24 protein-coding genes and 1 tRNA gene are annotated in these 25,197 nt (G+C 63.0%); 16 read left to right on the top strand and 9 right to left on the bottom strand.

Annotated features, from left to right (window positions below; translation table 11 throughout):
* Window positions 1-86 precede the first annotated feature (86 nt).
* Complete coding sequence (locus tag EB235_RS13815; RefSeq protein ID WP_027030431.1) at window positions 87-1,664, bottom strand: ABC transporter substrate-binding protein; 1,578 nt, start codon at window positions 1,662-1,664, stop codon at window positions 87-89.
* 187 nt (window positions 1,665-1,851) lie between these two features.
* Between EB235_RS13815 and EB235_RS13810 the strand changes: the two genes are divergently transcribed.
* From EB235_RS13810 to fabG, 10 genes are all read left to right on the top strand, one after another.
* On the top strand, window positions 1,852-2,826 hold the full coding sequence (locus EB235_RS13810; RefSeq protein ID WP_027030432.1) for a GntR family transcriptional regulator: 975 nt from the start codon (window positions 1,852-1,854) through the stop codon (window positions 2,824-2,826).
* Entirely contained in the window at window positions 2,823-3,524 is a 702-nt protein-coding gene (locus EB235_RS13805; protein ID WP_027030433.1) for a creatininase family protein, read from the top strand. The genes EB235_RS13810 and EB235_RS13805 overlap by 4 nt, the downstream gene beginning before the upstream one ends.
* Complete coding sequence (locus EB235_RS13800) at window positions 3,521-4,567, top strand: ketopantoate reductase family protein (protein WP_032926425.1); 1,047 nt, start codon at window positions 3,521-3,523, stop codon at window positions 4,565-4,567. Before EB235_RS13805 ends, EB235_RS13800 begins: the two co-directional genes overlap by 4 nt.
* A complete protein-coding gene (locus EB235_RS13795; protein ID WP_027030434.1) occupies window positions 4,564-5,322 on the top strand; it encodes an SDR family NAD(P)-dependent oxidoreductase in 759 nt (252 codons plus the stop codon). The genes EB235_RS13800 and EB235_RS13795 overlap by 4 nt, the downstream gene beginning before the upstream one ends.
* Entirely contained in the window at window positions 5,319-6,704 is a 1,386-nt protein-coding gene (locus tag EB235_RS13790; RefSeq protein WP_027030435.1) for a dipeptidase, read from the top strand. Before EB235_RS13795 ends, EB235_RS13790 begins: the two co-directional genes overlap by 4 nt.
* A gap of 127 nt (window positions 6,705-6,831) precedes the next feature.
* Window positions 6,832-9,102, top strand: a complete 2,271-nt coding sequence (locus EB235_RS13785; protein WP_027030436.1) for a propanediol/glycerol family dehydratase large subunit — start codon at window positions 6,832-6,834, stop codon at window positions 9,100-9,102.
* Window positions 9,099-9,518 carry a diol dehydratase small subunit gene (locus EB235_RS13780; protein ID WP_027030437.1) on the top strand — a complete coding sequence of 140 codons (420 nt, stop codon included), beginning with the start codon at window positions 9,099-9,101 and terminating at the stop codon, window positions 9,516-9,518. Before EB235_RS13785 ends, EB235_RS13780 begins: the two co-directional genes overlap by 4 nt.
* Window positions 9,519-9,527: 9 nt before the next feature.
* Window positions 9,528-10,226, top strand: coding sequence for a cysteine hydrolase family protein (locus EB235_RS13775; RefSeq protein ID WP_027030438.1), 699 nt, complete (start codon window positions 9,528-9,530; stop codon window positions 10,224-10,226).
* A gap of 98 nt (window positions 10,227-10,324) precedes the next feature.
* A complete protein-coding gene (locus tag EB235_RS13770) occupies window positions 10,325-11,851 on the top strand; it encodes an APC family permease (protein ID WP_051429651.1) in 1,527 nt (508 codons plus the stop codon).
* A gap of 81 nt (window positions 11,852-11,932) precedes the next feature.
* The gene (gene fabG, locus EB235_RS13765; protein WP_027030440.1) at window positions 11,933-12,697 is read left to right on the top strand and encodes a 3-oxoacyl-ACP reductase FabG; all 765 of its coding nucleotides are present in this window, start codon (window positions 11,933-11,935) and stop codon (window positions 12,695-12,697) included.
* A gap of 13 nt (window positions 12,698-12,710) precedes the next feature.
* On the opposite strand, the gene EB235_RS13760 is transcribed toward fabG, so the two are convergent.
* Entirely contained in the window at window positions 12,711-13,721 is a 1,011-nt protein-coding gene (locus EB235_RS13760) for a phosphotransferase enzyme family protein (RefSeq protein ID WP_027030441.1), read from the bottom strand.
* A 117-nt stretch (window positions 13,722-13,838) separates the two neighbouring features.
* Window positions 13,839-15,122 carry an aspartate aminotransferase family protein gene (locus EB235_RS13755; RefSeq protein WP_027030442.1) on the bottom strand — a complete coding sequence of 428 codons (1,284 nt, stop codon included), beginning with the start codon at window positions 15,120-15,122 and terminating at the stop codon, window positions 13,839-13,841.
* 102 nt (window positions 15,123-15,224) lie between these two features.
* On the opposite strand from EB235_RS13755, the gene EB235_RS13750 reads away from it, so the two are divergent.
* On the top strand, window positions 15,225-15,986 hold the full coding sequence (locus EB235_RS13750) for an SDR family NAD(P)-dependent oxidoreductase (RefSeq protein WP_027030443.1): 762 nt from the start codon (window positions 15,225-15,227) through the stop codon (window positions 15,984-15,986).
* Between the two features lie 167 nt (window positions 15,987-16,153).
* Here the strand turns inward: EB235_RS13750 and EB235_RS13745 are convergent.
* A tRNA-Ile gene (locus EB235_RS13745) sits at window positions 16,154-16,229 on the bottom strand.
* A gap of 134 nt (window positions 16,230-16,363) precedes the next feature.
* Here EB235_RS13745 and EB235_RS13740 point away from each other — a divergent pair.
* Window positions 16,364-17,077, top strand: a complete 714-nt coding sequence (locus tag EB235_RS13740; RefSeq protein ID WP_027030444.1) for an SIMPL domain-containing protein — start codon at window positions 16,364-16,366, stop codon at window positions 17,075-17,077.
* A 273-nt stretch (window positions 17,078-17,350) separates the two neighbouring features.
* On the opposite strand, the gene EB235_RS13735 is transcribed toward EB235_RS13740, so the two are convergent.
* Window positions 17,351-17,722 (bottom strand): hypothetical protein, encoded by a 372-nt coding sequence (locus tag EB235_RS13735; protein WP_027030445.1) that lies wholly within the window; start codon window positions 17,720-17,722, stop codon window positions 17,351-17,353.
* Window positions 17,723-17,939: 217 nt separating this feature from the next.
* Window positions 17,940-18,386, bottom strand: coding sequence for a YcgN family cysteine cluster protein (locus tag EB235_RS13730; protein ID WP_027030446.1), 447 nt, complete (start codon window positions 18,384-18,386; stop codon window positions 17,940-17,942).
* Window positions 18,387-18,584: 198 nt separating this feature from the next.
* Between EB235_RS13730 and EB235_RS13725 the strand changes: the two genes are divergently transcribed.
* Entirely contained in the window at window positions 18,585-20,909 is a 2,325-nt protein-coding gene (locus EB235_RS13725) for an OmpA family protein (protein WP_027030447.1), read from the top strand.
* A 420-nt stretch (window positions 20,910-21,329) separates the two neighbouring features.
* Window positions 21,330-21,845 (top strand): TIGR00645 family protein, encoded by a 516-nt coding sequence (locus tag EB235_RS13720; protein ID WP_032925503.1) that lies wholly within the window; start codon window positions 21,330-21,332, stop codon window positions 21,843-21,845.
* A gap of 19 nt (window positions 21,846-21,864) precedes the next feature.
* Here the strand turns inward: EB235_RS13720 and EB235_RS13715 are convergent, their stop codons facing one another.
* Window positions 21,865-22,731: an SDR family oxidoreductase gene (locus EB235_RS13715; protein WP_027030448.1), complete on the bottom strand. Its 867-nt coding sequence runs from the start codon at window positions 22,729-22,731 to the stop codon at window positions 21,865-21,867.
* 176 nt (window positions 22,732-22,907) lie between these two features.
* On the opposite strand from EB235_RS13715, the gene EB235_RS13710 reads away from it, so the two are divergent.
* On the top strand, window positions 22,908-23,171 hold the full coding sequence (locus EB235_RS13710) for a type II toxin-antitoxin system VapB family antitoxin (RefSeq protein WP_027030449.1): 264 nt from the start codon (window positions 22,908-22,910) through the stop codon (window positions 23,169-23,171).
* Window positions 23,168-23,557, top strand: a complete 390-nt coding sequence (locus EB235_RS13705; protein WP_027030450.1) for a type II toxin-antitoxin system VapC family toxin — start codon at window positions 23,168-23,170, stop codon at window positions 23,555-23,557. Before EB235_RS13710 ends, EB235_RS13705 begins: the two co-directional genes overlap by 4 nt.
* Window positions 23,558-23,563: 6 nt before the next feature.
* Here the strand turns inward: EB235_RS13705 and EB235_RS13700 are convergent, their stop codons facing one another.
* Window positions 23,564-24,229: a helix-turn-helix transcriptional regulator gene (locus EB235_RS13700; protein WP_027030451.1), complete on the bottom strand. Its 666-nt coding sequence runs from the start codon at window positions 24,227-24,229 to the stop codon at window positions 23,564-23,566.
* A 53-nt stretch (window positions 24,230-24,282) separates the two neighbouring features.
* Complete coding sequence (locus EB235_RS13695) at window positions 24,283-25,155, bottom strand: S1C family serine protease (RefSeq protein WP_027030452.1); 873 nt, start codon at window positions 25,153-25,155, stop codon at window positions 24,283-24,285.
* Window positions 25,156-25,197 lie beyond the last annotated feature (42 nt).

The raw sequence follows: 25,197 nt of genomic DNA, 5'->3' as shown, positions 1-25,197 counted from the left end.
TCAGCACGATTCGACCTGAAATCATCCCGGCTCTAGCAGCACGATGGCGGCGAACGATCGGGCGTGCGCCGCCTAACGCGATCAGCCTACTTCTGCAGCCAGGCGGCACCAAAGATATTGTTGCCGAGCGGGATCTGCACGAAGCCTTGCACCTTCTTGCTCAACGCGACCGGATAAGGCGTTTCGTAGAGCGGGAGGATCGGTCCGCTGGCGTTGTAGATGTCCTGCATCTTTGCATACTGATCCGCACGCTTGGCGGCGTCGATCTCTTTTTGTGAAGCTTCGAAAAGCTTGTCGGCCTCGTCGCTCTTCCAGCCACTGTGCAGCGCGCCGATGGTCGGCGAATAGACGAAATACGATGCGATCTCGTTCGGGTCGGCGATGTCGTCGGTCCACGCCGCCTCGCGCATCGTGAACGTGCCGTCGCGGTATTGCTGGGTGCGGCTCGGATTGTCGACCTGCTGCAGGTCGAGCTTGATGCCGATCTGCCCCCACATCTGCTGCACCGCCGTGGCGATGCCGATCTCGTCCTGGTTGCCGGCAAGCACGAGCAGGCTGGTTTCGAAGCCGTTCTCGAAGCCGGCATCCTTCATCAACTGCTTGGCCTTGTCGAGATCGTAGGGATAGAGCGGCTTGTCACCCTTGTGCAGCGGCGTCGCCGAGGACATGAACGAAGTCATCTGTGACCCCACACCATGCGTCACCACCTGGATGATCGCCTCCTTGTTGGTCGCGTAGTTCATCGCCTGGCGGACTTTTTCGTTCGACAGCGGATTGTCCTTGTCGCCGATCTTCGGGCGCACGTTCATGGTGATGTATTCGACGCGGGTCGACGGGTAGAGTTTCATGTCGATACCGTCGGCCTGCTTCAACTCGTCGACGCGCGCATAGGGGATGAATTCCGCGCCGTCGATCTCGCCCGACTGCAATTTCAGGATGCGGGTGGCATCATCGGGGATCACCTCGAAATCGATGCCGTCGAGATAAGGCAGCGGCTTGCCGTCCTCGCCCTTCGCCCAGTAGTTCTCGTTGCGGGTCAGCTTCATCGACTGGCCGTGGTCCCAGGATTGCAGGACGAACGGACCGGAACTGATCGGGTGCGCCGAGAAGCTCTTCGCCTTTTCCTCGTCGGTTGTCCCTTCCGAGGCCTCAAACGCCTTCATCGGCAGGATCGCGGTGTTGAACACGGTGAGTGCGGCGAGGATCGCCGGATCGGTGTTCTTGAGCTTGATGATGACGGTGTGATCGCCATCGGTGGTGACGTCCTGGATCGAACCGACCAAGAAATTCCAGATGCCTTTCTTCGGATCGGCGGCGCGCTTCAGCGACCATTGCACGTCGGCCGGGGTTATCGGCGATCCGTCGGAAAACTTGATGCCATCGCGCAAGGTCAGCGTGACGGTGAGCCCGTCGCCGGACACCTTCCACTCCGTCGCCAGGCCCGGCTTCAGGCCCTTGCCGTCGTCGGTGGGCAGGATCAGCGTGTCGTAGAGATTGGACAGTACCCAGATGTCGACGTTTGCATCGTTGAGCACCGGATCGAGAAAGAGGCTGTCTGCATAGCGGCCGTATTTCAGGGTGCCACCGCGTTCCACCGCAAGCGCGTTGTAGCTGGTTCCAACGAGAAGTGCCGCGCTCAGCGCGGCCTTGACGAGCGTGTTCATGACGGCTCCCGTATCTCCAGAGGAATTTTCAAGTGTTCTTGTTGGCTATAACGTTTTCACGCAAGGCCTATCGTGTCAACGGGATTGTCCCAAGGAAAGCGGCACTCTGGCGTAACAACGCGCTTGTCACCCAAGAACGACCGGACTAAGCGTTATAGGTAAGCAATACACTTGAATTGGGACCTGAATGGAGTTCTCGGTCGATCGCGATCTGCCAGTTCCCCTGCGCACGCAGTTGCAGGGACTGATCGAGTACGGCATCGCCTGCGGCGAATTGGTGCCGGGGGAGCTGCTTCCGTCCGTCAGGGAACTGGCCGAGCGCATCGGCGTGGCCCCAATGACAGTCAGCCAGGTCTATGGCGACCTCAAGGCTTCAGGCATGATCGAAACGCGTCCCGGTTCCGGCACGTTCGTCACCAGCAGCGGGCGTGCGAGGCTGGCCGCCCGCCCGGAGGCGACGGAACTGCACAGGCGGATCGACGCGCTGATTGATGCCGGAACCGCCGCCGGGATCCGGCCGGCCGAACTCGTCTCGCTGGTCAGCGCGCGCGCCTTCTATCGCGACAGCGTAGGTGCCAGGACCAGGATCGTCATGATCGGACTGTTCACCGACGCCACCGCCAGCTATGCGCGCTTCATCGCCGCGCGCCTCGGAAATAGTGTAACCGTCGAGCCGCTGACAATCTCGGCCATCGAACGTGATCCTGCCGCCCGCGCGCGCGCCAATTCGGCCGATCTCGCCGTCACCTTCGTCAATCGTCAGCGCGAGGTGATGTCGCTGGTCACCAACACCAAGGTGGTGTCGATCAGCTTCATCCCTTCGGAAGAAACGCGAAAGGCGCTGGCCGCGCTGGATTCGCTGGCGCGCGTCGCCGTCATCTCCAGGTTTCCGGACTTCCTGCCGATCATGAAAGCCGGCGTCCAGCGCTTCGCCCCCCATGTCGAGCATCTGACCGGCGCCACGCTTGAAACGCCGAATCTGGAGGACCTGCTCAGCAGGTCCGATGTCGTGGTGTTCGCCAGCGGCTCCGAGGATGTCCTGGCGAAATTGCAGGCCGGTGTCACTGCGTTCGAATACCGGCACGCCCCCGACACCGCCGAGATCGAGCGTGTGCTGGTGCCGCTTATCAATGCGACGGACGAGGAAAGGAAAGCATCGTGAGAATTTCCGAATGCAACTGGCGGCAGGTCGAGCAGTATCTCGGCAAGGACGACCGTGCGATCCTTCCGCTCGGTAGCACCGAACAACACGCGCAGCTGTCATTGTCGGTCGATTCGATCCTCTCCGAGCGCGTCGCGGTGGAAGCGGCCGAGCCGCTCGGCATCCCGGTATTTCCGGTCGTGGCCTATGGGCTGACGCCCTATTTCATGGCCTATCCAGGTTCGATCAGCCTGCGCACCGAAACCTATATACGTCTCGTCAGGGACATTCTCGACGGCATGCGCGCGCAAGGGTTCCGGCGCATCCTGATCGTCAACGGCCATGGCGGCAACCAGCCGGCCGGCGCCCTGGCGATCGAATGGATGGCCGACAATCCGGATACCGCGATAAAATTCCACAATTGGTGGGCTGCCCCTGCAACGATGGGCAAGGTGCTGGAGATCGATCCGGTCGCCTCGCACGCCTCCTGGATGGAGAATTTCCCCTGGACCCGGCTGGCCGGCGTGAAACCTCCGACGCAGCAGAAACCGATGATCGATCTTGCCCGCATGCGTCTGATGTCGCCCAAGGCGGTTCGCGACTATCTCGGTGACGGAAATTTCGGCGGTTACTACGAGCGGCCGGATGAGGACATGCAGGCGATCTGGGACATCGCGGTCAAGGAGACGCGCGATCTGCTCGAAGGGCCATGGTCATGAATGAGACCGGACCGATCCTGATCTGGGGCGCCGGAGCGATCGGCGGCACGCTTGGTGCCGCCTTCATCCGCGCCGGCCATGCCGTCACCTTCGTCGACAGCGATGCCGGCCATGTCGACGCGATCAACGCGAATGGCCTGCGTATAGACGGGCCGATTTTCCAGGATACCGTCATGGCACCGGCCTTCCTGCCGGCCACCGTCACCGGCCGCTTCGAGCGGATTTTCCTGTGCGTCAAGGCACATCATACGCGCATTGCCGCCGCAGCGCTGTTGCCTCATCTGGCCAATGGCGGCTGCGTGGTCTCGGCCCAGAACGGGTTGAACGAACTCACCATCGCCGAAATCGTGGGCGAGCAGCGCACGATCGGCTGTTTCGTCAATTTCGGCGCGGATTACCTGGAGCCGGGCGTGGTCCATTACAGCGGCCATGGCGCCGTGGTCATCGGCGAACTCGACGGCAAGCGCACCCCGCGCATCATAGAGCTTCACCGGCTGATGCAGGATTTCGAGCCGAAAGCGGTGCTCACCGACAACATCTGGGGCTATCTCTGGGGCAAGATGATCTACGGCGCGCTGCTCTTCGCCACGGCGCTGACCGACGATTCCATCGCCGATGTGTTCGCCGACCGCCGCTATCGCCCGGTACTCGCGGCGGTGGGGCTGGAAGTCGGCGCCGTCGCCAAGGCGAATGGCGTCAGGGCAGAGGCATTCGACGGCTTCGACCCCGGCGCTTTCGCGCCCGGCTCATCCACCGCCGCCACCGACCGCTCCTTCGACGAGATGGTCGTGCACAACCGCCGATCGGCGAAGTCTCACACCGGCATCTGGCGCGACCTTGCCATCCGCAAGCGCAAGACGGAAGTCGATGCGCAGATATTCCCGATCGTCGAGATCGGACAGAAGCTCGGCATGCCGACGCCGCTGACGGCGCGTACCGTCGAGATGATCCACGAAATCGAGGACGGCAAACGGCGCCTGGTTCTGAGCAATCTCGATGAACTGGCCGAAGCCATGCCGATCACTCCGGCAGGCGCCAGATGAACATCGGTTTCGACAGGCGCACCGTCATCGTCACCGGCGCCGCACACGGCTTTGGCCGTGTGATCGCCAAAGCTTTCGCCGAACGCGGCGCGGCGGTTCATATCCTGGACGTCAACGAAGCCGGCCTTGCCGAAACGCGCCAACTCTGCAGCGAACACTGCCGCTCGCATGTCGTCGATGTCGGCGACCGCGATGCCGTGCAGGCGGTCGTCGGCGCGATTGAGGCCGATGCGGGCGCGGTGGATGTTCTCGTCAACAACGCCGGCGGCGTGCGCGGTCAGGTCGGGCGACCGTTGGAAGAAATCTCCCAGGCCGACTGGCAGACGATTTTCGACGTCAATCTCTCGGGCGCCTTCTTTATGACGCAGGCCGTGGCGCCCGGCATGAAAAAGCAGCGCTATGGGCGTATTATCAACATCTCCAGCGGCGCCGGGCTCGGCATCAGCCTCACCGGCATCCAGGCCTATGCCAGCGCCAAGGCTGGCCAGATCGGGCTGACGCGGCAGCTCGCGCATGAACTCGGCCCCTGGAACATCACCGTCAACAATGTCGCGCCGGGTTTCGTGCGCTCCAATCCCACCACCGAGCGGCAATGGGAGGCGATGGGCGAGGAAGGCCAGCAAAAGCTGCTGCAGAATATCGCGATGAAGCGGCTCGGCTCACCCGACGACATTGCCGCGATGGTGATGTTCTTCGCCTCCGATTTCGCCGGCTGGGTCAGCGGTCAGGTGATCAGCGTGGATGGCGGCAAGTGAGTGCTGTCGAGGCCTACCTAGTCGCCCACGCCAGCGAAGCCCTGGAAGACTTGAAGGCGTTCTGCCGCATTCCAAGCGTCAGCACCGATCCGGCCTATCGCGACGGCATCCGTTCGGCGGCAGACTTTGTCGCGCAGCGGCTGACGCGGGCCGGATTCCCAACCGTCGAGATCATCGAGACAGATGGCCATCCGGCCGTGTTCGGTGAAATCATCGGCGACGCCGCAGCGCCGACCATCCTCGTCTACGGCCACTACGATGTGCAGCCGCCGGATCCGGTCGAGAAATGGACCACGCCGCCCTTCGAGCCGACGGTCCGCGACGACAGGCTCTATGGGCGCGGCGTTTCGGACGACAAGGGCCCGGTGCTGATCCCGATCCTGGTTGTCGAGGCATTCCTGAAGACGACCAGCCGCTTGCCGCTCAACATCAAGATGCTGGTCGAGGGCGAGGAAGAATCCGGCAGCCCGCATTTCTCGCCGCTGGTCGAAAAAATGCGCCAGCGCCTGACCTGCGACCTCGTTGTCTCAGCCGATGGCGCCATGTGGCGTGCCGACCGGCCATCGATGACGGTGGCCAGCCGCGGCATGGTCGCGCTGGACGTGGTGGTGACGGGCGCGGCGAAGGATCTTCATTCCGGTCGCCACGGCGGCAGTGCGCCAAATCCCATTCGCGCGCTCGCCGCCCTGCTGGCCAGCCTGCACGACAGGGACGGCGCCGTCACCGTGCCGGGCTTCACAGAGGGCATCACACCGCCCGACCCCGCCATTCTCGACGCGATCGATGCTGCCGCGTTCGACACCGCCGCCTATTTCGCCGAGATCGGCGCTCCGGCACCTGATCCACTGCCCAGCGGCCACGAGCTTCTGGTCCGCCAGTGGCTGGTGCCAACGCTCGAATTCAACGGAATGTTCGGCGGCTATTCGGGACCCGGCACCAAGACGGTCATCCCCTCGTCGGCTGGCGCCAAGATCACCTGCCGCCTCGTCGCCGGTCAGGAGCCCGACAAGGTCGCCGAGGCGATCCGGCGCCACCTTGAGGCACAATTGCCGACTGGCTATTCGCTCGACGTCAAACGCCACGGCCCCGGCACCAAGGCGTTCTCGATCGATCCCGACCTGCCTGCCCTTGCCATCGCCGAAACGCTGCTCGGCGAGATGATGGGAGCCAAATCGTTGCGGGTTGCCATGGGCGCAACGATCCCGATCGGCAGCGTCTTCAAGGAGCACCTTGGCGTCGGTACCATCTTCTTCTCGTTCTCGACCTCCGACGAGGACTACCATGCGCCGAACGAATTCCTCCGGCTCGAGAATTTCAAAATCGGCCAGATCGCCTGGGCCCGGCTGTTCCAGCGCTTGGGCTTGTCGATGAGCGGAAAGTAGCCGGGCTTCGTGCGAGATCTGCTTGCAGTAAGTACTGGCGTGCAGGCCCTTCGGCGACGTTCGATCCAGGCCATTGTGTGAAGAGTGGGCATTCACTAGTCTTCCCGTTAGGCTGGGAAATGCACGCATGACGCCGAAACTGAACCGCTGGAAGCGCTTCGCCGACTGGGACGAGCGGCCGTTGCGGCTGGACAAGTTCGCGGCGGAAGACCCGGCCAACGGCTTCTCCGCCTTCTCCAGCCCGGCCGATCCCAAACCCGGCATCGGCATCAAGGGCGGGCGCGTTGTGTCCCTCGACGGCGTGCTCGAACACGACTACGACATGATCGACCGCTTCATTGCCCGCCACCACATCGACCCGGAGGTGGCGCCTGAAGCGATGGCTTTGGACTCGGCGACCGTCGCACGCTGGCTGGTCGACATGAATGTGCCGCGCGAAACGCTGGTGCGGCTCGCGCACGGCATGACACCCGCGAAACTTGCCGAGGTGGTGGCGCAGCTCAACGCGCTGGAGATCGCCTTCGCCTATTCGAAAATGCGGGCACGCAAGACGCCGGGCAACCAGGCGCATGTCACCAACGCCAAGGACGACCCGCTCCAGCTCGCCGCCGATGCCGCAACCGCCGTCGCCTTTGGCTTCGACGAGATCGAAACGACGATGCGCGTATCACGCAACGCCTGGTCCAACGCGGTGGCGTGTGCGGTGGGCGGCGCGGTCGGCCGCTGGGGGACGCTGTTCCAGTGCTCCAGCGAGGAAGCGGAGGAGCTGCGCATCGCCATGGCAGGCTTTACCTCCTACGCCGAAACCGTTTCCGTCTACGGCACCGAGAAATCGTTCACCGATGGCGACGACACGCCGTGGTCCAAGGCATTTCTGGCCGCCGCTTATGCCTCGCGCGGCGTCAAGATGCGCTGCACATCGGGTGCCGGCTCCGAATTGCTGATGGGCTTCCATGAAGCAAAATCGCTGCTTTACCTGGAAGCGCGCTGCCTCTGCCTGCAGCGTGGCATGGGCGTGCAGGGCACGCAAAATGGCGGCATTGACGGAGCGCCCTTGACCGCGACGATACCGGGTGGCGTTCGCGAGCTGATGGCCGAGAACCTCATCGCCGTCTGGCTCGATCTCGAATGCGCGTCCGGCAATGACGCGCGCTCCACCGAATCCGAAATTCGTGTCGGCGCCAAGATCCTTCCCTATCTGATCGCCGGCTCGGACCTGATCTGTTCGGGAATGGGATCGATCCTGAAATACGACAATTCGTTCAACCCGTCGCTGATCAACGGCGAGGAATTGGAAGACTATCTGGTGCTGCAGCGCGATTTCGAGGCCGATGGCGGGTTGACGCCACTGCCCGAGTCACGCGCGATCGAGCTGCGCGAGCGGGCGGTGGAGGCGATCGCCGCCGTGTTCGAGGAGCTCGGCCTGTCGACGCCTACCGAGGACATGAAGACCAGCGTGGTTTACGCCTCCGGCTCCGACGATACGCGCAGCTTGATGCCGCGCGACGTGTCGTTCATCAGCGAGGCCATCAAGGAGCGCGGCATCACTGTGATCGATGTGGTCAAGGCGCTGGCCAACCGCGGTTTCCGCGAAGAGGCCGAGAATCTGCTGAACGTGGTGAAGCTGCGCCTTTCGGGCGACTATCTCCAGACCTCGGCCATGATCCGCAACGGGCGGATCGTCAGCGCGGTGAACGATCCGAACGACTATCTCGGCCCCGGCTCCGGCTATCGTGTGTCCGAAGAACGGCGCCTGCAGCTCAACGATATCCGCGACGTGCTGGATCAGAAGGAAGTGCTGCGCTCGGAAGCCCTGCACGAGAAGGACGAAGCAAGGCACATCCGCTATCGCAACCTTGGGCCGGCAGCCAACGGATCGGCGAAGGACGATGTCGTCATCGGCATCAGTCCGGCCTTCGGCTTGAAGCTCTACCGGACGACGGCCGGACATCGGCTTTCCGAAGTGCTTGGCGCGATGCTGGATGCGATCCGCGCGCGTGGGCTCAAGGCGCGCGTCGTTCGCTTTCGCCATACGGCCGATACCTCCTTCCTCGGTCTGTCCGCCGCCAGGCTTGCCGGCAGCGGCATCGGCATCGGCATCCAGGCCAAGGGCACGGCCGTCATCCATCAGCGCGACCGCCAGCCGCACAACAATCTCGAACTGTTTTCCAATGCGCCGATCACCAGGCTCGAGCACTATCGTGCGCTCGGCGCCAATGCCGCGGCCTATGCGCTGGGCGAAATGCCGGAGCCCATCGTGGTGCCGCAGCGTGGCGAGGCCATGGGGTCGCGCTACCACGCCCGCGTCGCCCTCATCTACGCCATAGAAACCGGGCTGATCGAGGCCGGTGCCGCTCCCGAAGAGGTCGACATCACCCTGACGGGAGCGAAATCGTGACCCATACGCGCGCCGACTATCCGCTCGCCGAAACCCAGCCCGGCGCCGTGACCGGCAAGCACGGCAAGGCGCTTCCGGAGATCACGCTGGATGCGGTGCTTGCCGGCGACGTGACCATGGAAGACCTTCGCATCACGCCGCAAGCGCTGCAGGCCCAGGCCGACGTGGCGCGCGATGTCGGCCGGCCGACTCTCGCCCTCAATTTCGAGCGCGGGGCGGAGCTGGTCGAGGTGCCGCAGGATTTCATCATGCAGGTCTACGAACTGCTGCGCCCAGGCCGCGCCAAGTCCAAGGAAGAATTGCTCGAGGCCGCCGCCACGATGCGCGACACCTACCAGGCCGAACGCATCGCCCGTTTCATCGAGGAGGCCGCCGAGACCTATGCGGCGCGCGGCCTTTTCACCTTCCGCTTCTGAAAGGACCGCATGGACTGGAAAACCGGATTCCGTTCGCTCTATTACCTCGGCGCGCCCGAGCCGGATGATCCGGTGCTGGTGCCGGCGCAAACGGCCATCCTGGTCATCGACGTTCAGAACACCTACCTGGAACGGCCGGATCGCGCCTCGCTTTCTGCGCAGGAACAGCACCGCTACGATCTGTGGACGCCGTTCCACGAGCGCATGCACGGCACGGTCATACCGAACACGGCAAGATTGCTGGAGCTGGCACGACAAAATGGTATCGAATGCCTTTTTGCCCGCATCGCCTGCCACACCAGGGACGGGCGCGATCGCTCGCTGTCCCAGAAAATGCCGGGCTGGAACAATCTGCTGCTGCCAAAGAACGACCCGCCGTCGCAGATCGTTGCCGAGCTTCAGCCGGCCGGCGACGAAATCGTCGTGACCAAGACCACCGATTCCGCGCTGACTGGGACGAATCTGCGCCTGATCCTTCACAATCTCGGCATCAGGAATGTCATCTGCTGCGGCATCTTCACGGACCAGTGCGTGTCCTCGACGGTGCGCAGCCTGGCGGATGAGAGCTACGCTGTCATCGTACTCGAGGATTGCTGCGCGGCGGCGACCGAGGAGCTTCATCGCAAGGAGCTCGAAATCATCAACATGATCTACTGCCACGTGATGTCGAGCGTCGAGCTATGCAAAATCATGGCCTTGGCAAAATGACGCTACGTCCGTAGTGTCATGGCTGCACTCGCAGGCCGGGACACATCGGCCGCCACGTGCGGGGACCAAATACAGCTGTCACGAATGGAGAGGGCTTCATGGCCATAGAAACTGCACGCGGGACGATCGACGTCTCGAAGAGTAACAGCATCAATCTTTTGCACTCCAAGGCCGTGGGGCTCGCGGGAGTGCTCTTCCTGGCCGTCACCGGCGCGGCGCCAATGTCGGCGATGCTGGGCAATGTACCGTTCGCGGCAGGCTACGGCATCGGCAAGTACACGCCGGCCGCCTTCCTGATGGCCACGATCGTGCTGACCATCTTCTCGGTCGGCTATGCGGCGATGGCATCGCGCGTATCGTCCGTCGGCGGCTTCTACTCCTTCATCAGCCAGGGGCTCGGCCGTGAGGTCGGCATGTCGGCGGGCATAGGCTCGCTCGCCTGCTACTCTCTCTTCGAGGCCTCGCTCACCGGGCTGTTCGCATTTTTCGGCAATCTTTGGATCTCCCAGCATTTCGGCATCAACGTACCGTGGATCGTGCTGGCGCTCGCCATGATCGTGGTCATCGCGGCACTCGCCTATCGCGACGTGAAGGTGTCGGCACGGCTGCTCGGGATCGCCCTCATTCTTGAAGTGATCATGCTGGTGATCTTCTCGCTGGGTGTGCTTTTCGCCCATGGCGGGACGAACTTTTCCGGCGATTCGTTGAATGTGTTCAAGGTGTTCACGCCTGTCGCCGAGCAAACAGTCGGAACCGTAGCCATACCCGCGGGCGCCGCGGCCGTCGGCATCTTCATGGCGTTCTGGTCGTGGGTCGGCTTCGAGATGGCGCCGAACTATGCCGAGGAATCCCGCGATCCGAAGCGCATCATTCCGCAGTCGCTGCTGATTTCGGTCATTGGCCTTGGCCTGTTCTACACCTTCGTCAGCTGGTGCGCGGTGGCGGCCTATCCCACCGAGGCCGACATGGTGGCCAAGGCATTCTCCGACGGGGTGAACTTCTTCCTGACACCGGTTCAGAGTTTTGTCGGCGGCTGGGGCTACCAGCTGATGTCGCTTCTAATCCTGACCAGTTCCTTCGCCTGCGGCATGGCCTTCCACAACACCGCTTCCCGCTATTTGTACTCGCTGGCACGCGAAGGCGTCCTGCCCCAGGTGATCGCGGAGACGCATGACCACCACAAGAGCCCCCACAAGGCCTCGGCCCTGCAATCGGTGCTGGCGGCGGTATGGGTCCTGCTCTACGGTCTGGGCTACGGCTTCGACGATCCGTCGGGACAGGCTTGGCTTGGTGTCTATACGCTTTTTGCGGTGCTTGGCACGGGACTCCTGCTGGTGCTGCAGGCCGTTGTCTCGCTGGCGATCTACATGTGGTTCAAGAAGAACGGCGGCGGCGGCGTGCTGACGACCGTCATTGCGCCGTTGATCTCGCTGGTTGTCCAGCTTGTCCTCGTCTACACGCTGGTGGCCAATCTCGCGACGCTCGGCGGCACCAATGGCTTCGCCAGGAGCATTCCCTATGTCGGGCTTGCGATCCTTATCGTCGGCCTGATCTGGGGCTTCGTGCTGAAGTCCGCCAACCCCCAGGCGTACCAGAACATCGGTCACATGGTGAACGAAGGCTAGGGCGTCCATCGCCCTGGAATCCTTTTCGGTAACGGGGACAGAGTATCACTCTGTCCCCGTCTCATTTTGGAGCTTCAAATCATGACCCAGTCTTTGAAGGGTCGGTCCGTCGTCGTTACCGGCGGATCGAAAGGCATCGGCAAGGGCATAGCGGGGGTGTTCGCGCTCTCGGGCGCCAAGGTCGCTATCATTGGGCGCCATATCGATCAGGCTGAAGCCGCGGCCGCCGCGATCGGCCACGGCGCCTTTGGCGTGGTGGGCGACGTCACCTCACTCGCCAGCATCGAGAGCGCGTTTGCTACAGTGGCCGCGAGAAACGGTGGCATCGACGTGTTGTGCGCCAATGCCGGGATTTTCCCGCAGGCGCGGCTCGAAGACATGACCTCGGACCAATGGGACGAGGTTGTCGACACCAACCTCAAGGGCACCTTCCACGCGGTCAAGGCGGCGGTTCCCTACCTCAAGACATCCGACCAGGGCCGCATCGTGCTGACCTCGTCGATCACCGGCCCGGTCACCGGTTTTCCCGGCTGGTCGCACTACGGCGCCACCAAGGCCGGGCAACTCGGCTTCATGCGCACGGCCTGCATCGAGCTGGCGAAATACGGCATCACCGTCAACGCCGTCATGCCGGGCAACATCATCACCGAGGGGCTTGCCGGCCTGGGCGAAGACTATCAGAAGACCATGGCCGCCTCTGTCCCGCTCAAGCGGCTCGGAACCGTGGAGGACATCGGCTACGCCGCACTCTACTTTGCGTCGAAGGAAGCCGGCTACGTGACCGGGCAGACGATCATCGTCGACGGCGGCCAGATCCTGCCCGAGAGCCTGGAAGCACTGGCATGATGATAGCGACCGTCTAGGAAAACTTGCGTAGATAGGCCTCGCACAGCCCGACGGTTCCCTCGGTGTAGGGCAAGCCCATCGACTTGGCGAGGTCCGTCTCCGCATGTGAGCCGATCCACGCAACCAGGAGCAGGCGGCGCAGCATTACGAAGGTCGGGATCTCGTCCTCATCCGCCTTGGGCAGGTCAAGCACGCGGCGATAGCCGGTCGTCCACGAGTGGATAAGATCAGCAGCCTGCGGCTCGTGCTCGTAGAAAGAGATGGGCGTCGCCGCGTCGTACATATACCAGCCGAAGCCGCAATCGTCGAAGTCGATGACCTTCACCGTCTTGCCGTCGATCAGCAGGTTGGCGAGCCGCAGGTCGCAATGGATGAGGCCGAATCGGTCATGGCCCTTGCCGAAGGCGTCGAGCCTGCGGCCGATCAGGTCCGCGGTGCGGCCAAAGAGTTTGGCTTTCGCGGCGTCGACGCCCATCCCGTCACGCCAGCGTCCCCAATGGGGGTTTTCCTCGCCGAGGCTTGTCTCGAAATCCCACACATGGCGGCTGAACCAGGATGGGCGCTTCCATTGCCGGGCGTGGATGTGCATGCGGGCCGTCACCTCGCCAAGCACCTCGAAAGGTTCGGCGAGCGCTTCGCCTATGCCCGGCTCCGAACCGGTCTCCCATTGCGACAGCACGACATTGCGGGGTTGCGCCAGCCTGGCATGGCCGACACGCTGGATGTGCTCGCCGTCCTTGCCCGCCACCGGCACGGGGGTGAGCACAATCCCGGTCTGGCGCAAATCGGTCAGCCAGGCCAGTTCGGACTGGATGGCCGTCCTTGAATGGTAGCCGTCGCGATGGATGCGCAGCGCCCAGCGCCTGCCGTCGCGAGCTGCAATCTTGTAAGTCGCGTTCTCCGACAGGTTGATCATCGCGACGGAAACATCCGCCGGCAGATCGTAGTTGGCGATCGCCGCCTCCGCCGTCTCCTGCAGGATGCCGAGCTGCTGATCATGGGTGAGCGCGTCGAAATCCGTCACTGTCCGCCCTGCCCCATCCCTGTGCCCTTGTCTTCTTGCGGAACCTGCGAGATCCCGGCAAGTCCAGAGTCCAGCCCGAGTTGGACGCCTGGCAGTTTCAACCAGGTTCGGGACATGTCAACTCGCTTTGCCTGCCTGATGCAGCAACTCGCGGGCGCGCGGCATTGCCGCATCGAAGCGATCCATGATGTCCCGGCAGGTTTCGTGATCGAGAAGAACGCCGGGCTTCCATTGCAGCACCCGCTTGTCGAGCGACGAGAAGATCGCCCAGACGCCCTGCTCGTAGAGTGCGCGTGACACGAAGACGGCGCCTTCCCTGTGGTTGCTGAACTCCAGGCCGAGGATCACGCCCTTCTGGCGCACCCCGGTGAAGATGTCGCCGTGACGAGCCTGCATCTCACGCATGGCCTGCGCCATGAATTCGGTCACGGTGCCGACATTGGCCACCAGCTCGGGTCGCTGCAGCATCTCGATGACCTTGTGAGCAACGACACAGCCGAGTTCGGCCCCGCCGGTGGTCGAGATGTGGGCCGCCCCGTCCTCGTTGAGCCAGCCGCCGGCCCTGTCGTTCACCAGCGTCGCGCTGATCGGATAGAGCCCGCCGGACAGGCCCTTTGCCGTCACCATGATGTCCGGCTGGACGCCATAGGCCTGCCAGCCCCACATGCTGCCCGTGCGCATGAGCCCGGTCTGAACCTCGTCGGCGATGTACATCGCGCCATGCTTTTCGCACAGCGCCTTGCAGGCGCTGAGATAGCCGTCCTTCGGCATTGGGAAGCCGTACGTGGCGGGGATCGTCTCCATGATCAGCGCCGCGACGTCTTCGCCCTTCAGCGCCTGCTCCATGGCGTCGATATCGTTGAACGGAACCTGGATGAACGTGTCCGGCTGGTCGGAAAGAAAGATCTTGGTGAAGCGCTCGTCGCCAGTCGCCACCGCGAGCCCCGAATGCCCGTGATACCCCTTGATGATCGACACGATCTTGCGCCGCTTGGTGGCATAGCGAGCGCTCTTGATGGCGATGTCCACCGCCTCGGCGCCGCCCGGCGCGAAGATCGCGTATTTCATTCCGGGCGAGACATTGACGAGGGATTCGGCCAGCGCCGTTCGCGCCACGGAGGGGAACCAGTGGTTGCCGATATCGAAATAGTCGAGCGCGCTCTTCAGCGTCTCGACCAGCTCCGGATTGCGGTGACCGAGATTGTAGGTGCCGCCATTGAGGTGCAGGTCGATCAGGCGGCGGCCCGACATGTCGTAGAGGAAATAGCCTTCACGCCTGCCGATCACCAGATCGATCCCGGCTTTCTGCCAGAACCTGGTCTTGTCGGGATTCCAGAAACGGATTGCCTTGTCGAAAAAATCCTGCTTCGACTCGAACTTGAAGGGGCCGAACTCGTACATGCCTGTTTTTTCCCCAGAGATTGATCGGCGCGCATCCAAGCGGGCGAGGCTCGTCCGCCTGATGATGCAGGATTACGGGCTGGCGAGAAAGGGGGCTGAAAGATGATCCTGAAGAACAGGACCGCGATCGTCACCGGGGCAGGATCGGGCATCGGCAGGGCGGCAGCGCTGATCATCGCGCGCGAGGGTGCGGTGGTTGGTGTGGCGGACCGCAGCGCTGACGGCGCAAACGCGACCGTCGAAAAGATTCTTGCTGCCGGTGGCCGGGCAAAGGCGCTTGTGTTCGACCTGACCGACGATCAGGCGCTTGAAGCCGGCTTTCACGATTTCATCCACACGCAAGGCAGGATCGACATCCTCCACAATCATGCCGGCGCACAGGTCGAGGGTGACCTGCTTGCTGTGAGTGTCAAAGGCTTCGACGCATCCTGGACGCTCAACGTGCGGGCTCACTTTCTGGGCGCCCGCATCGTCATGCCGTTCATGAAAGAGGCAGGTCGCGGGGTCATCCTCAACACGTCGTCGAGCTCCGGAGTGCTCTACGACCGCGAGATGATCGCCTATACGACGACCAAGCACGCGGTGATCGCGATGACGAGGCAGATGGCGGGCGACTATGGCCGCTTTGGCATTCGCGTCAACGCGCTTTGCCCCGGTTGGGTCGACACGCCGTTCAATGGCCCTTTCATCGCCCAGATGGGAGGCCGGGAAGCCATCGAAGCCTACATCCGCGAAAAAGTGCCGCTTGGTCGTTGGGCAAGCGTCGAGGAAATCGCCGAGTCCGTGCTGTTTCTCGTATCCGACCGGTCCTCGTACATGACGGGCCAGATTCTGGTTATCGATGGCGGAGAAACGGTTATCTAGGCGTGGGCTTCAGAAGGTTGTCCTTTCGGACCGGACCGAGGGGACCGGAGTTACCAGAAAATTGACGAACAGGCCCAAAACCATTTTCCGCCGAAGCCATAGGCTTACCCGATGACGTCCAATTCAAACTCGAGGAATTAGGCGTAAAATATTGATATGTAATAATCTGGTGGGCCCGGAGGGACTCGAACCCCCAACCAAGCGGTTATGAGCCGCCGGCTCTAACCATTGAGCTACAGGCCCCACGCGGGCTGGATTAATGTTTTTCGCCTCGCGGCACAAGGCTTTCCCGGCGGGCTTTCACAGATCGCCCAAATCAACCCATAATCGCGCCCTACGCGACGCCTGCGACCTGATCGCAGACCAAGGAGATTTTCATGACCAGACATCTTTTGCCCCTCGCGCTCGCCGCTGCAATCGCTTTTCCGGCGATGGCTGGAGCCGCCGATTTGCCGACGCCGCCCCGCATCGTTGTTACGGGTGAAGGCGAAGCAACCACGCCGCCGGACCTTGCATTGCTGTCGCTCAGCGTGATGCGCGAGGCCAAGACGGCTCGCGCGGCACTCGACGCCAACAACGACGCCATGGCCGCCGTGATCGCGGCGATGAAGGCGGCCGGTATCAAGGATCGCGACCTGCAGACGGCAGGCATCCAGATCAACCCGCGCTACAACTACACCAACAAGCCCGATGGCAGCCAGGATGCCGAGCTTGTCGCCTACCAGGTGACAAACACGCTTGCGGTGCGTGTGCGCGACATCGACAAAACAGGTGAGATCCTCGACAAGGCTGTCTCGCTCGGCGTCAATCAGGGCGGCGGCATTTCCTTCACCAACGACAACCCGGACGCCACGATCACCGAGGCGCGCAAGAAGGCGGTGGCCAATGCCGTGGCCAAGGCCAAGACGCTTGCGGAAGCCGCCGGCGTGACCATCGGCCGGGTGCTGGAGATTTCCGACCAGAACATCGCGCCGCCGCCGATGGCGATCAACGCCAAGGCCTTCGACGCGGCCGCCGGTGCGGCAGTGCCTACGCAAGCCGGCGAGAACGCCTACAATGTGCAGGTTACTGTGACGTTCGAACTGAAGTAGGCCACTCGGATGATGCGTGGTCGGGACTTGCCCGGCACGCATCACCACCCAACGACAACTGCTGCGCATGAAAAACCCCGCGGGATCGCTCCCGCGGGGTTTTGTTTGAGCCGCGCCCGTCCAGAGGTACGGGGGTCTCAGCTACCACAGACCGAGCTTCGCAGAAGGTCGTGTCTCCGGACTGACCCATTTGGGGGTCATGTCCCAGGCTGCTCTTCAAAGAAGAGCAGCCCCGGCACAGGCTAACCCTCGCAGAGGGTTATGCCGAAAGCCTTAGCGATAGATTACCGGGCAGCCGCGCTCATTGGCGAACACGATGACGACGCGGTCGCCGTCCTGGCGTCCCATCACCTTAACCGTACGGCGGTTGACATCGACGATGCGGGCACGGTGCAGGCCCATGCGCTCTGCCTTGTCGAGGGCGCGGTCCGGCGAGCAGCCGCGGCGCCAGCCGTCACGACGGTCATCGTCACGGCGCTCGTCGCGGCGATGGCGATAGCCGTCCTCGCCGACATAGACGCCGACGCGCGGGTCGTTGTTGTTGCCGAAGCCGAGATAGAGGTTGTCGGCATGGGCGGGCATGGCCGCCAGCGTGCCGAGGCCGACCAGCGCCGAAAGGGCTACTGTCTTGATCGTATTGAACATGGTTCTCTCTCCTTATTGCAGGCTCGCGCCCGTCCTCGTGAAATCGATGCAGTGACAATGCACTGGCCTGTCTGAACTGTTTACGAACTTGCCGTTCATCTGCGGTTCATGTGGCGTGAAATCTGCGCCAGCCTTCAAAATATGTCCCCAAACGCCCTGCCCGGTCTCTGGCTCCCGCGCGCCCCGCGGGCACGAGCTCATCGTCCCGGCGCGGGCCCTATGGCTCCTCATCGAGCATATAGTCAAAATAATCTTCAGGCTCGGCCAGCTCGGTCTCGCTGGCCTTGACCCGGCCGCGGATCGAAATGCCGGCCTCGTGCACGGTCTCGGCGCTGCCCGACACCAGCCGGTGCCACCAATAAAGGTCGCGGCCCTCGGCCACCAGCCGGTAGCCGCAGGTGCTGGGCAGCCAGCTGATGGTGCGCACATTCTGCGGTGTCAGGCCGACGCAATCGGGAACGCGCGCCAGCCGGTTGGCGTAGTCCGAACAGCGGCAGCTCTGCGCGTCGAACAGCCGGCAACCGACGCTGGTCCAGTAGATCTCGCCGGTATCCTCGTCCTCGAGCTTCGACAAGCAGCATTTGCCGCAGCCGTCGCACAGCGATTCCCACTCTGCCGGGCTCATCGCCTCCAGCGTCTTTGTTTTCCAGAACGGCGCTTCCATTTTGGGGATGTGGCCCCGGCACGCGCCGAGGTCAAGCGCCGCAACGGTTGAAATGCGGCCGCAACCCGGCCGAAAGACACGAAGTTGCCTTCAAAAGGCCGGCCAATCGCCCCGTACGGTGTATAAGTGGGCCATACTGGAACCAATCGCTCCAAGATCGGTTTCGGCAAGGATGGGACCCCACAAGGAGAGTTTTCGATGAAACGCCAACCACGGATTCTGGCAGGCACCGCACTTGGCCTGTTGATGGCATCCGCGCCGTTGGGCGCGTACCCGCTGCAAGGCAATGCCGCATTCGGCCTGGCCCAGCGCACGTCAGCCCCGTTCATTTTGGCGCAAGCCGCTTGCGCCGAGGGCGAATCGGCCGAAGCCTGCGCGCAGAAGCAAGGGAAGAGAAAGCAGGAGCAGCCCGCCCAGGCGGAGCAACCGGCACAAGGTGAGCAGCAGCCGCGCAAGAAGCGTGATCAGCAGCAGCAGACCGAACAGGCGCCTGCCGAGCAACCTGCGCAAGGCGAGCAGCAGCCGCGCAAGAAACACAACCAACAGCAGCAAACGGAGCAGGCGCCAGCGGGCGAAGCCGCTCCCGCAACCGACGAGCAGCAGCCGCGCAGGAAAAAGCGCGATCAGCAGCAGCAAACCGAGCAGGCACCCGCCGGCGAGGCTGCTCCCGCAACCGACCAGCAGCAGCCGCGCAAGAAGAAGCGCGATCAGCAGCAACAGCAGATCGAGCTGGCACCTGCAGGCGAAGCCGCTCCCGCAACCGACCAGCAGCAGCCGCGCAAGAAGAAGCGCGACCAGCAGCAGCAGACCGAACAGGCGCCCGCTGGCGAGGTCGCTCCCGCAACCGGCGAACAGCAGCCGCGCAAGAAGAAGCGCGACCAGCAGCAGACCGAAGCCCCTGCCGGGCAGGCGCCCGCCAACCAGGCCGAGCCCGCCAACGACAACCAGCAGGTCAAGCCCGGCAAGAAACACAAGCAGGACCAGCAGAAGGAGGCACCGGCCGTAACACCGGAAGCTGCCCCAACGCCGAAGGAAGCGCCCGCTGGCGAAGGAACGACGCCCAAGGTCGAGGCGGCTCCTGCCGGCGAACAGCCGGCGGTCCAGGGCGAACAGCCCCAGGACAAGACAAAGAAGCACGGCAAGAAGCCGGTGGGTGAACAGCCCGCGAATGGCGAGCAACCCGCCAATGGCGAACAGCCGCAGACAGGCAAGCAGCCCGCGACAGGTGAACAGCCTGCCAATGGCGAGAAGCCCGCCAATGGCCAGAAGCCGGCTACCGGCGAACAGCCGGCCAATGGCAACAAGGCAGCACCTGTCCAAGGTGAAACCCCGGTGCAAGGCGAGGCGCCCACCGATCCGAATGCTGCCCCTATCCTCGACAGCCAGAAGGATGCCGAGCGCAAAGGTGGCGGCCGCAAGCATGGCGACAAGAACGGCCAGCAGAATGGCGGTGACCAGAATGGTGGCCAGAACGCCCAGCAAGGCGGCGATAAGGCCGGCAAGCCGGTCGTCGCTCCTGTCGACCAGGGTCCACCGCCCGCCGACGACAAGGCCGCCCAGCAACAGCTAAAGCCTGAAAAATTCGTCCCCGTGACGGAAGAAAAAGGCAAGCGTCTCGACCGCGCGCCCGACGAGAACATCCGTGATCGCCGCCGCCCCAAGGGCGTCGACGTGCTCAAGGAGATCGGCGACCGCGTCATCATCCAGCTCGGCGGCCAGACGATCGTCCAGAGCAATGACGGCACGCGCATGAATCGCGGCGCCAAGGATGTCTATTATGAGGATCTGCCGCAGAACCGCACCCGCGAAACCGTCGAGCGCGGCAATGGCGTCCAGATCGTCACCATCCGCAATCGCTATGGCGATGTCATTCAGCGTTCACGCATCACGCCCGATGGCCGCGAATATGTGCTGAGCTATGTCGACGAGCAGGACTATCAGGATGAGGGCGACTGGCGCGATCCCGGCGACGACCTGCCGCCGATGCGGCTGACCATTCCGCGCCGGCAATACATCCTCGATTCCGAGGACGTCGAGAGCCCGGATGACTACTACACCTTCCTCGAACAGCCGCCGGTGGAGAAGGTCCAGCGTCTGTATTCGATCGACGAGGTCAAGCGCTCGGCCCGCGTGCGCGACATCGCACGCCGCGTCGACCTCGACACGCTGAACTTCGAATTCGGTTCGGCCTCGATCTCCGACACCGAGGTGCAGAAGCTCGAGGGCGTCGCCAACGCCATGGAGAAGCTGTTGAAGAAGAACCCGGCGGAAACCTTCCTGATCGAAGGTCATACCGATGCGGTCGGCACGCCGGAGGCCAACCTGGCCTTGTCGGATCGCCGTGCCGAATCGGTGGCCGAGGCGCTCACCAACGCCTTCGGCATCCCGCCGGAGAACCTGACGACACAGGGCTATGGCGAGGAGTATCTGAAGGTGAACACATCGGCACCCAACCGCGAGAACCGGCGCGTTGCCATCCGCCGCATCACCTCGCTGGTGGCACCCGTCGCCAGCAACAATTGACCTGATTTTCCAGTAGCTTGCAGTGGCTTCTGGAATTAGGTCGGCAAACAACCCCATCCCGGTCAACCGGGATGGGAAGCATGCCCTGGCTCAACAAGAATTGTACGGGCATTAGAGCCGGCTCATTGAATCACGGGCTTTCACACCCCAGATTCTGGTCTGGGCGTTCCCTGCCCCATCCCGACTCCAGCGGGATGCATTGAGCCCCGCCGGCCCTCGCCGGCGGGTTTTTTTTGCTAAGGGCAATTCCATGAAAAGTGTGAAATCTTTTTTCGCGGGGACTGCGTCAAAAACACCGAGATAAAGCTGTTCGGCGTCGCCTTGGGGACGGCGAACCTGTCCATCAATTTGTCTTGCAAACCGAGGTAAGCTGGCCGAAATACGGCCCGACACCGACAAGAGAACCAAGCGGAACCAGCCATGAAGCGTCTCGAACTCGCCATCGAATCGATCATCCTCGCCTCGCGCTGGCTGCTCGTCGTCTTTTATATCGGCTTGGCCCTGGCATTGGCGGTCTATGCGCTATCGTTCGGCAAGAAGCTCTACGAGTTCGTCGCCGTGGCCTTCACGCTCGGTGACACCGACACCATCCTGAAGATGCTTGGCCTGATCGACGCCGCACTGGTTGCTTCGCTGGTCGTGATGGTCATCATCTCGGGCTACGAAAACTTCGTCAGCCGTTTCGACGACCAGGATGGTGGCGTCCATTGGCTTGGCACGATTGATGTCGGTTCGCTGAAGGTCAAGGTCGCCTCGACCATCGTCGCCATCTCGTCCATCCACCTGTTGCAGGTGTTCCTGAACTCGTCCTCCTACACCAACGAACAGCTGATGTGGCTGACCATCATCCACCTCGCCTTCGTCGTCTCGGCGCTGATGCTGGCCTATATCGACCGGCTCATGGGGCTGAGCAAAGGCAAGAAGGACGAGGTGTGAAGCAGCCCCCGTCTTCCCGTCAGTAAATATTCTTGATCTTGCTATCCGTCCGCGCAAACACCTCGTCCGGGACGAAGAAGTCGCCGGCCAACGGCCCGGTGGCGCCTGGTGAATAGACCGAAAAGTCGCTGACGCCCTCGGCGCGCAGCACCTCCTCGTCGATGTAGAAATTGCCTGATGCTTCGCGCGACGGCCGCATGAAAATGGCATGCGCGGCGTCGGCCATGATATCGGGCGACCGGCTCATCGCCACAACCGTTGCTCCCCCCAGCAGATTGCGCACCGCGGCCGTATCGATGGTCGAGATCGGCCACAGCGAATTGACCGCGATGCCGTCTTTGGCAAACTCGGCACTCATGCCCAGCGTGCACATCGACATGCCGAACTTGGCCATGGTGTAGGCAACATGGTTCTTGAACCACTTGGCCTTCATGTCGAGCGGCGGCGCCAGATTCAGGATGTGAGGATTCTTAGCCAACTTCAGGTGCGGAATGCACATTTTGGACACCAGGAAGGTGCCGCGCGTGTTGATCTGATGCATCAGATCGTAACGCTTCATGTCGGTCTCCAGCGTGCCGGTGAGCTGGATGGCGCTGGCATTGTTGACGCAGATGTCGATGCCGCCGAATTTTTCGACCGTCTTTGAAACAGCCTCGGCGACCTGCGCCTCGTCGCGAATATCGCACAACATGGGCAGCGCCTTGCCGCCCGCCTGCTCGATCTCTTCGGCGGCGGTGTAGATCGTGCCCGGCAGCTTCGGATGCGGCTCGGCGGTCTTGGCGGCGATCGTCACATTGGCGCCGTCGCGCGCGGCCCGCAGCGCGATCGCCAGCCCGATGCCGCGCGACCCGCCGGAGATGAACAGCGTCTTTCCCTTGAGCGACATTTTTCCTCCGCGTGAATTGTTTCTCCAGACAATCCTTGCCCGCGCCGCCGCCGGATACAAGAGCTTGCCAAGGGAAGCCATGGTGACGCTGGGGAGGCTGGTCGAACCGGTGCCCGAAATCTGTTGGCGAAAACGGCCGTCAGGTATATATTCTATACAAACAGGTAGAATGTAGAATGGCACTCTCGATCAAGAACACGGAAGTCGAAGAACTGGCGCGAGAACTCGCCCGGCGCCGCCGCGTGTCCGTGACGGAGGCGATCCGCCAGAGCCTCGAGCGCGAGGTCGCGCGCGAACGGCTGGTGCCGAGACCAAAAGACTCTGATTTACTAACAAAGCTTAGGGAAATTTCTGACCGAGCGGGTCGCATCCCACGCATCTCCGACATGACGGATGATGAGATTCTCGGATACGATGAGCTGGGCATTCCGAACCGATGATCATTGATTCATCGGCAATCGTTGCGATCCTGCGATCCGAGGCCGATCGCGACATCTACCTCTCCGCCATAGATCGTGCCGAAATACGCAGAATTCCGGCACCCAACCTCGTTGAAACAACGATGGTCCTCACGGGACTGCATCGATCCGATATGATGGAAGAATTGGATGCGTTTCTACGCACTGCGTCGATAGAGACAATCGCCTTCACCGCCGACCACGCAGCTGTCGCCCGCCAGGCGTTTCTGCGTTACGGCAAGGGCCGACATCCGGCGGCGCTGAACTTCGGCGACTGTATCGCCTACGCCACGGCAAGGCTCGAAGCCATGCCGCTGCTGTTCAAGGGTGATGACTTCCGACTGACCGACATCGAAGCGGCGGTGTGATCAATATCAGACCAGCACCAGCCCCTGCCGCATCGCAATGGCAATGGCATCCGTGCGGTTGGCGGCCCCCAGCTTGATCAGGATCGCGGCGACGTGGAATTTCGCCGTGTGCACGGAAATGTTGAGCCGCCGCGCGATCACCTTGTTGGGCGCGCCTTCGGCCAGCAGCGCCAGCACTTCGGCCTCGCGTGGCGACAGCGACGGGCGGGGGGCAACACCATCGTCGAGCGATTCCTCGCCGAACAGCCCGCCTTCGTTTCCAACTCTGTTGGCTCCGCTATCGAAATCATCATGGCGATCCGGCGTCGAACGCCTGTCGCCGGACACCCGGTAGCCGGCCGCCGCCAACCTGACGGCAGCCGCTATCAGAGTTGCATTCGCGCTGACCGGCAGCACCGCAAACACCTGGCCTTCCGGCCGGATGGCGCGCGCCGACAGCAGCACCTGTGGGGGCGGCGTATGGCCAGCCCTCACCCGATCGACCCAGGCCGCGCTGTTGGCAACGGTATCATCGATGACCGCGACATCGGCTACCCCGCCGCCGGCCATGACCGGAAGCAGATCGTGCGCCATGGCAAGCGAAGCTGACAAGCGCTCGGCGCGCGCGGCATCGCGCAGCGCGATCAGCACCACGAACCGGCGCTCGCCGCCCGCCACGTCCGGGCCAACCATATCAGGCCCAGCCGCGTCAGGTCTTGTCAGCGTATCGCTTTCCATCAGCCCTCTCAGCTCAGCGGCTTTTCGCCAACGGTCAGCGCGACATCGCGCTGTTCGCCGCCGCGCACCACGCCAAGCGTCACCGAAACACCGGCGCTATCCGGTCCAAGCCTGCGGATCAGGTCGCGCGGACCATGCACGGCTTCACCATTCCACGCCACGATGATGTCGCCCAGCGACAGGCCGGCAGCCTTGGCCGGACCGTTGTCGTCGAGGCTCATCACCATCGCGCCATGCGCGTCGCGGTCACGCACCGGATGCAGGCCGGCACCGAGATAGCCACGCGCAACATGGCCCTTTTCGCGCAGTGTCGCCACCGCGCGTTCGATCGTCTCGTAAGGCATGACTAGCGCCCGGCCACGCGGCCCGAACAACAGCATGCCGATCAGCGCCCCCTTGGCGTCGAGCACCGGGCCGCCCTCGAAACGGCCACCGGCGCCGACGGCCAGATTGATGCGCCGGTCGATCGTGCCGCCGCGCATCGAGCGCCAGGCCGGGCCGACTTCACCGACCGAACCCGATACGGCCAGTGCCGAGCCCTGGCTGCTGCCGACGGCGATGGCAATGTTGCCGGGCCGCACCGCGTCGGCCTTGGCCAGCGGCGCGGCGTTGACGGCAGTGGCCGGCTTCAGCAAGGCAACGCCGGTCGAAGGATCGCGCCCAACCAGTTCGGCCTTCACCGTCTCGCCCGAAGCCAGCGTCAGCTCGATCTCCTCGCCGGCCTCGACAGCTTCCTCGGCGGTGACGAAATAGCCGTCACTCCAATGGAAGGCGCTCGCCGTGCGGTGATGATGGGTGGCGAAACCAGCCGTTGCCGGCGCCGCCTTGGCTGCGAGATCGGCGACAGCCTCCGAAAACGCACTCAGATTGAAATCGCTCATATTGGTCTCCTGGGTTTCTTGCATGCCCCAGATATCGCTCGG

Source organism: Mesorhizobium loti R88b, from assembly GCF_013170845.1.
Taxonomy (GTDB): Bacteria; Pseudomonadota; Alphaproteobacteria; order Rhizobiales; family Rhizobiaceae; genus Mesorhizobium; species Mesorhizobium loti_B.
This window is presented reverse-complemented; position numbering and strand designations above follow the sequence as displayed.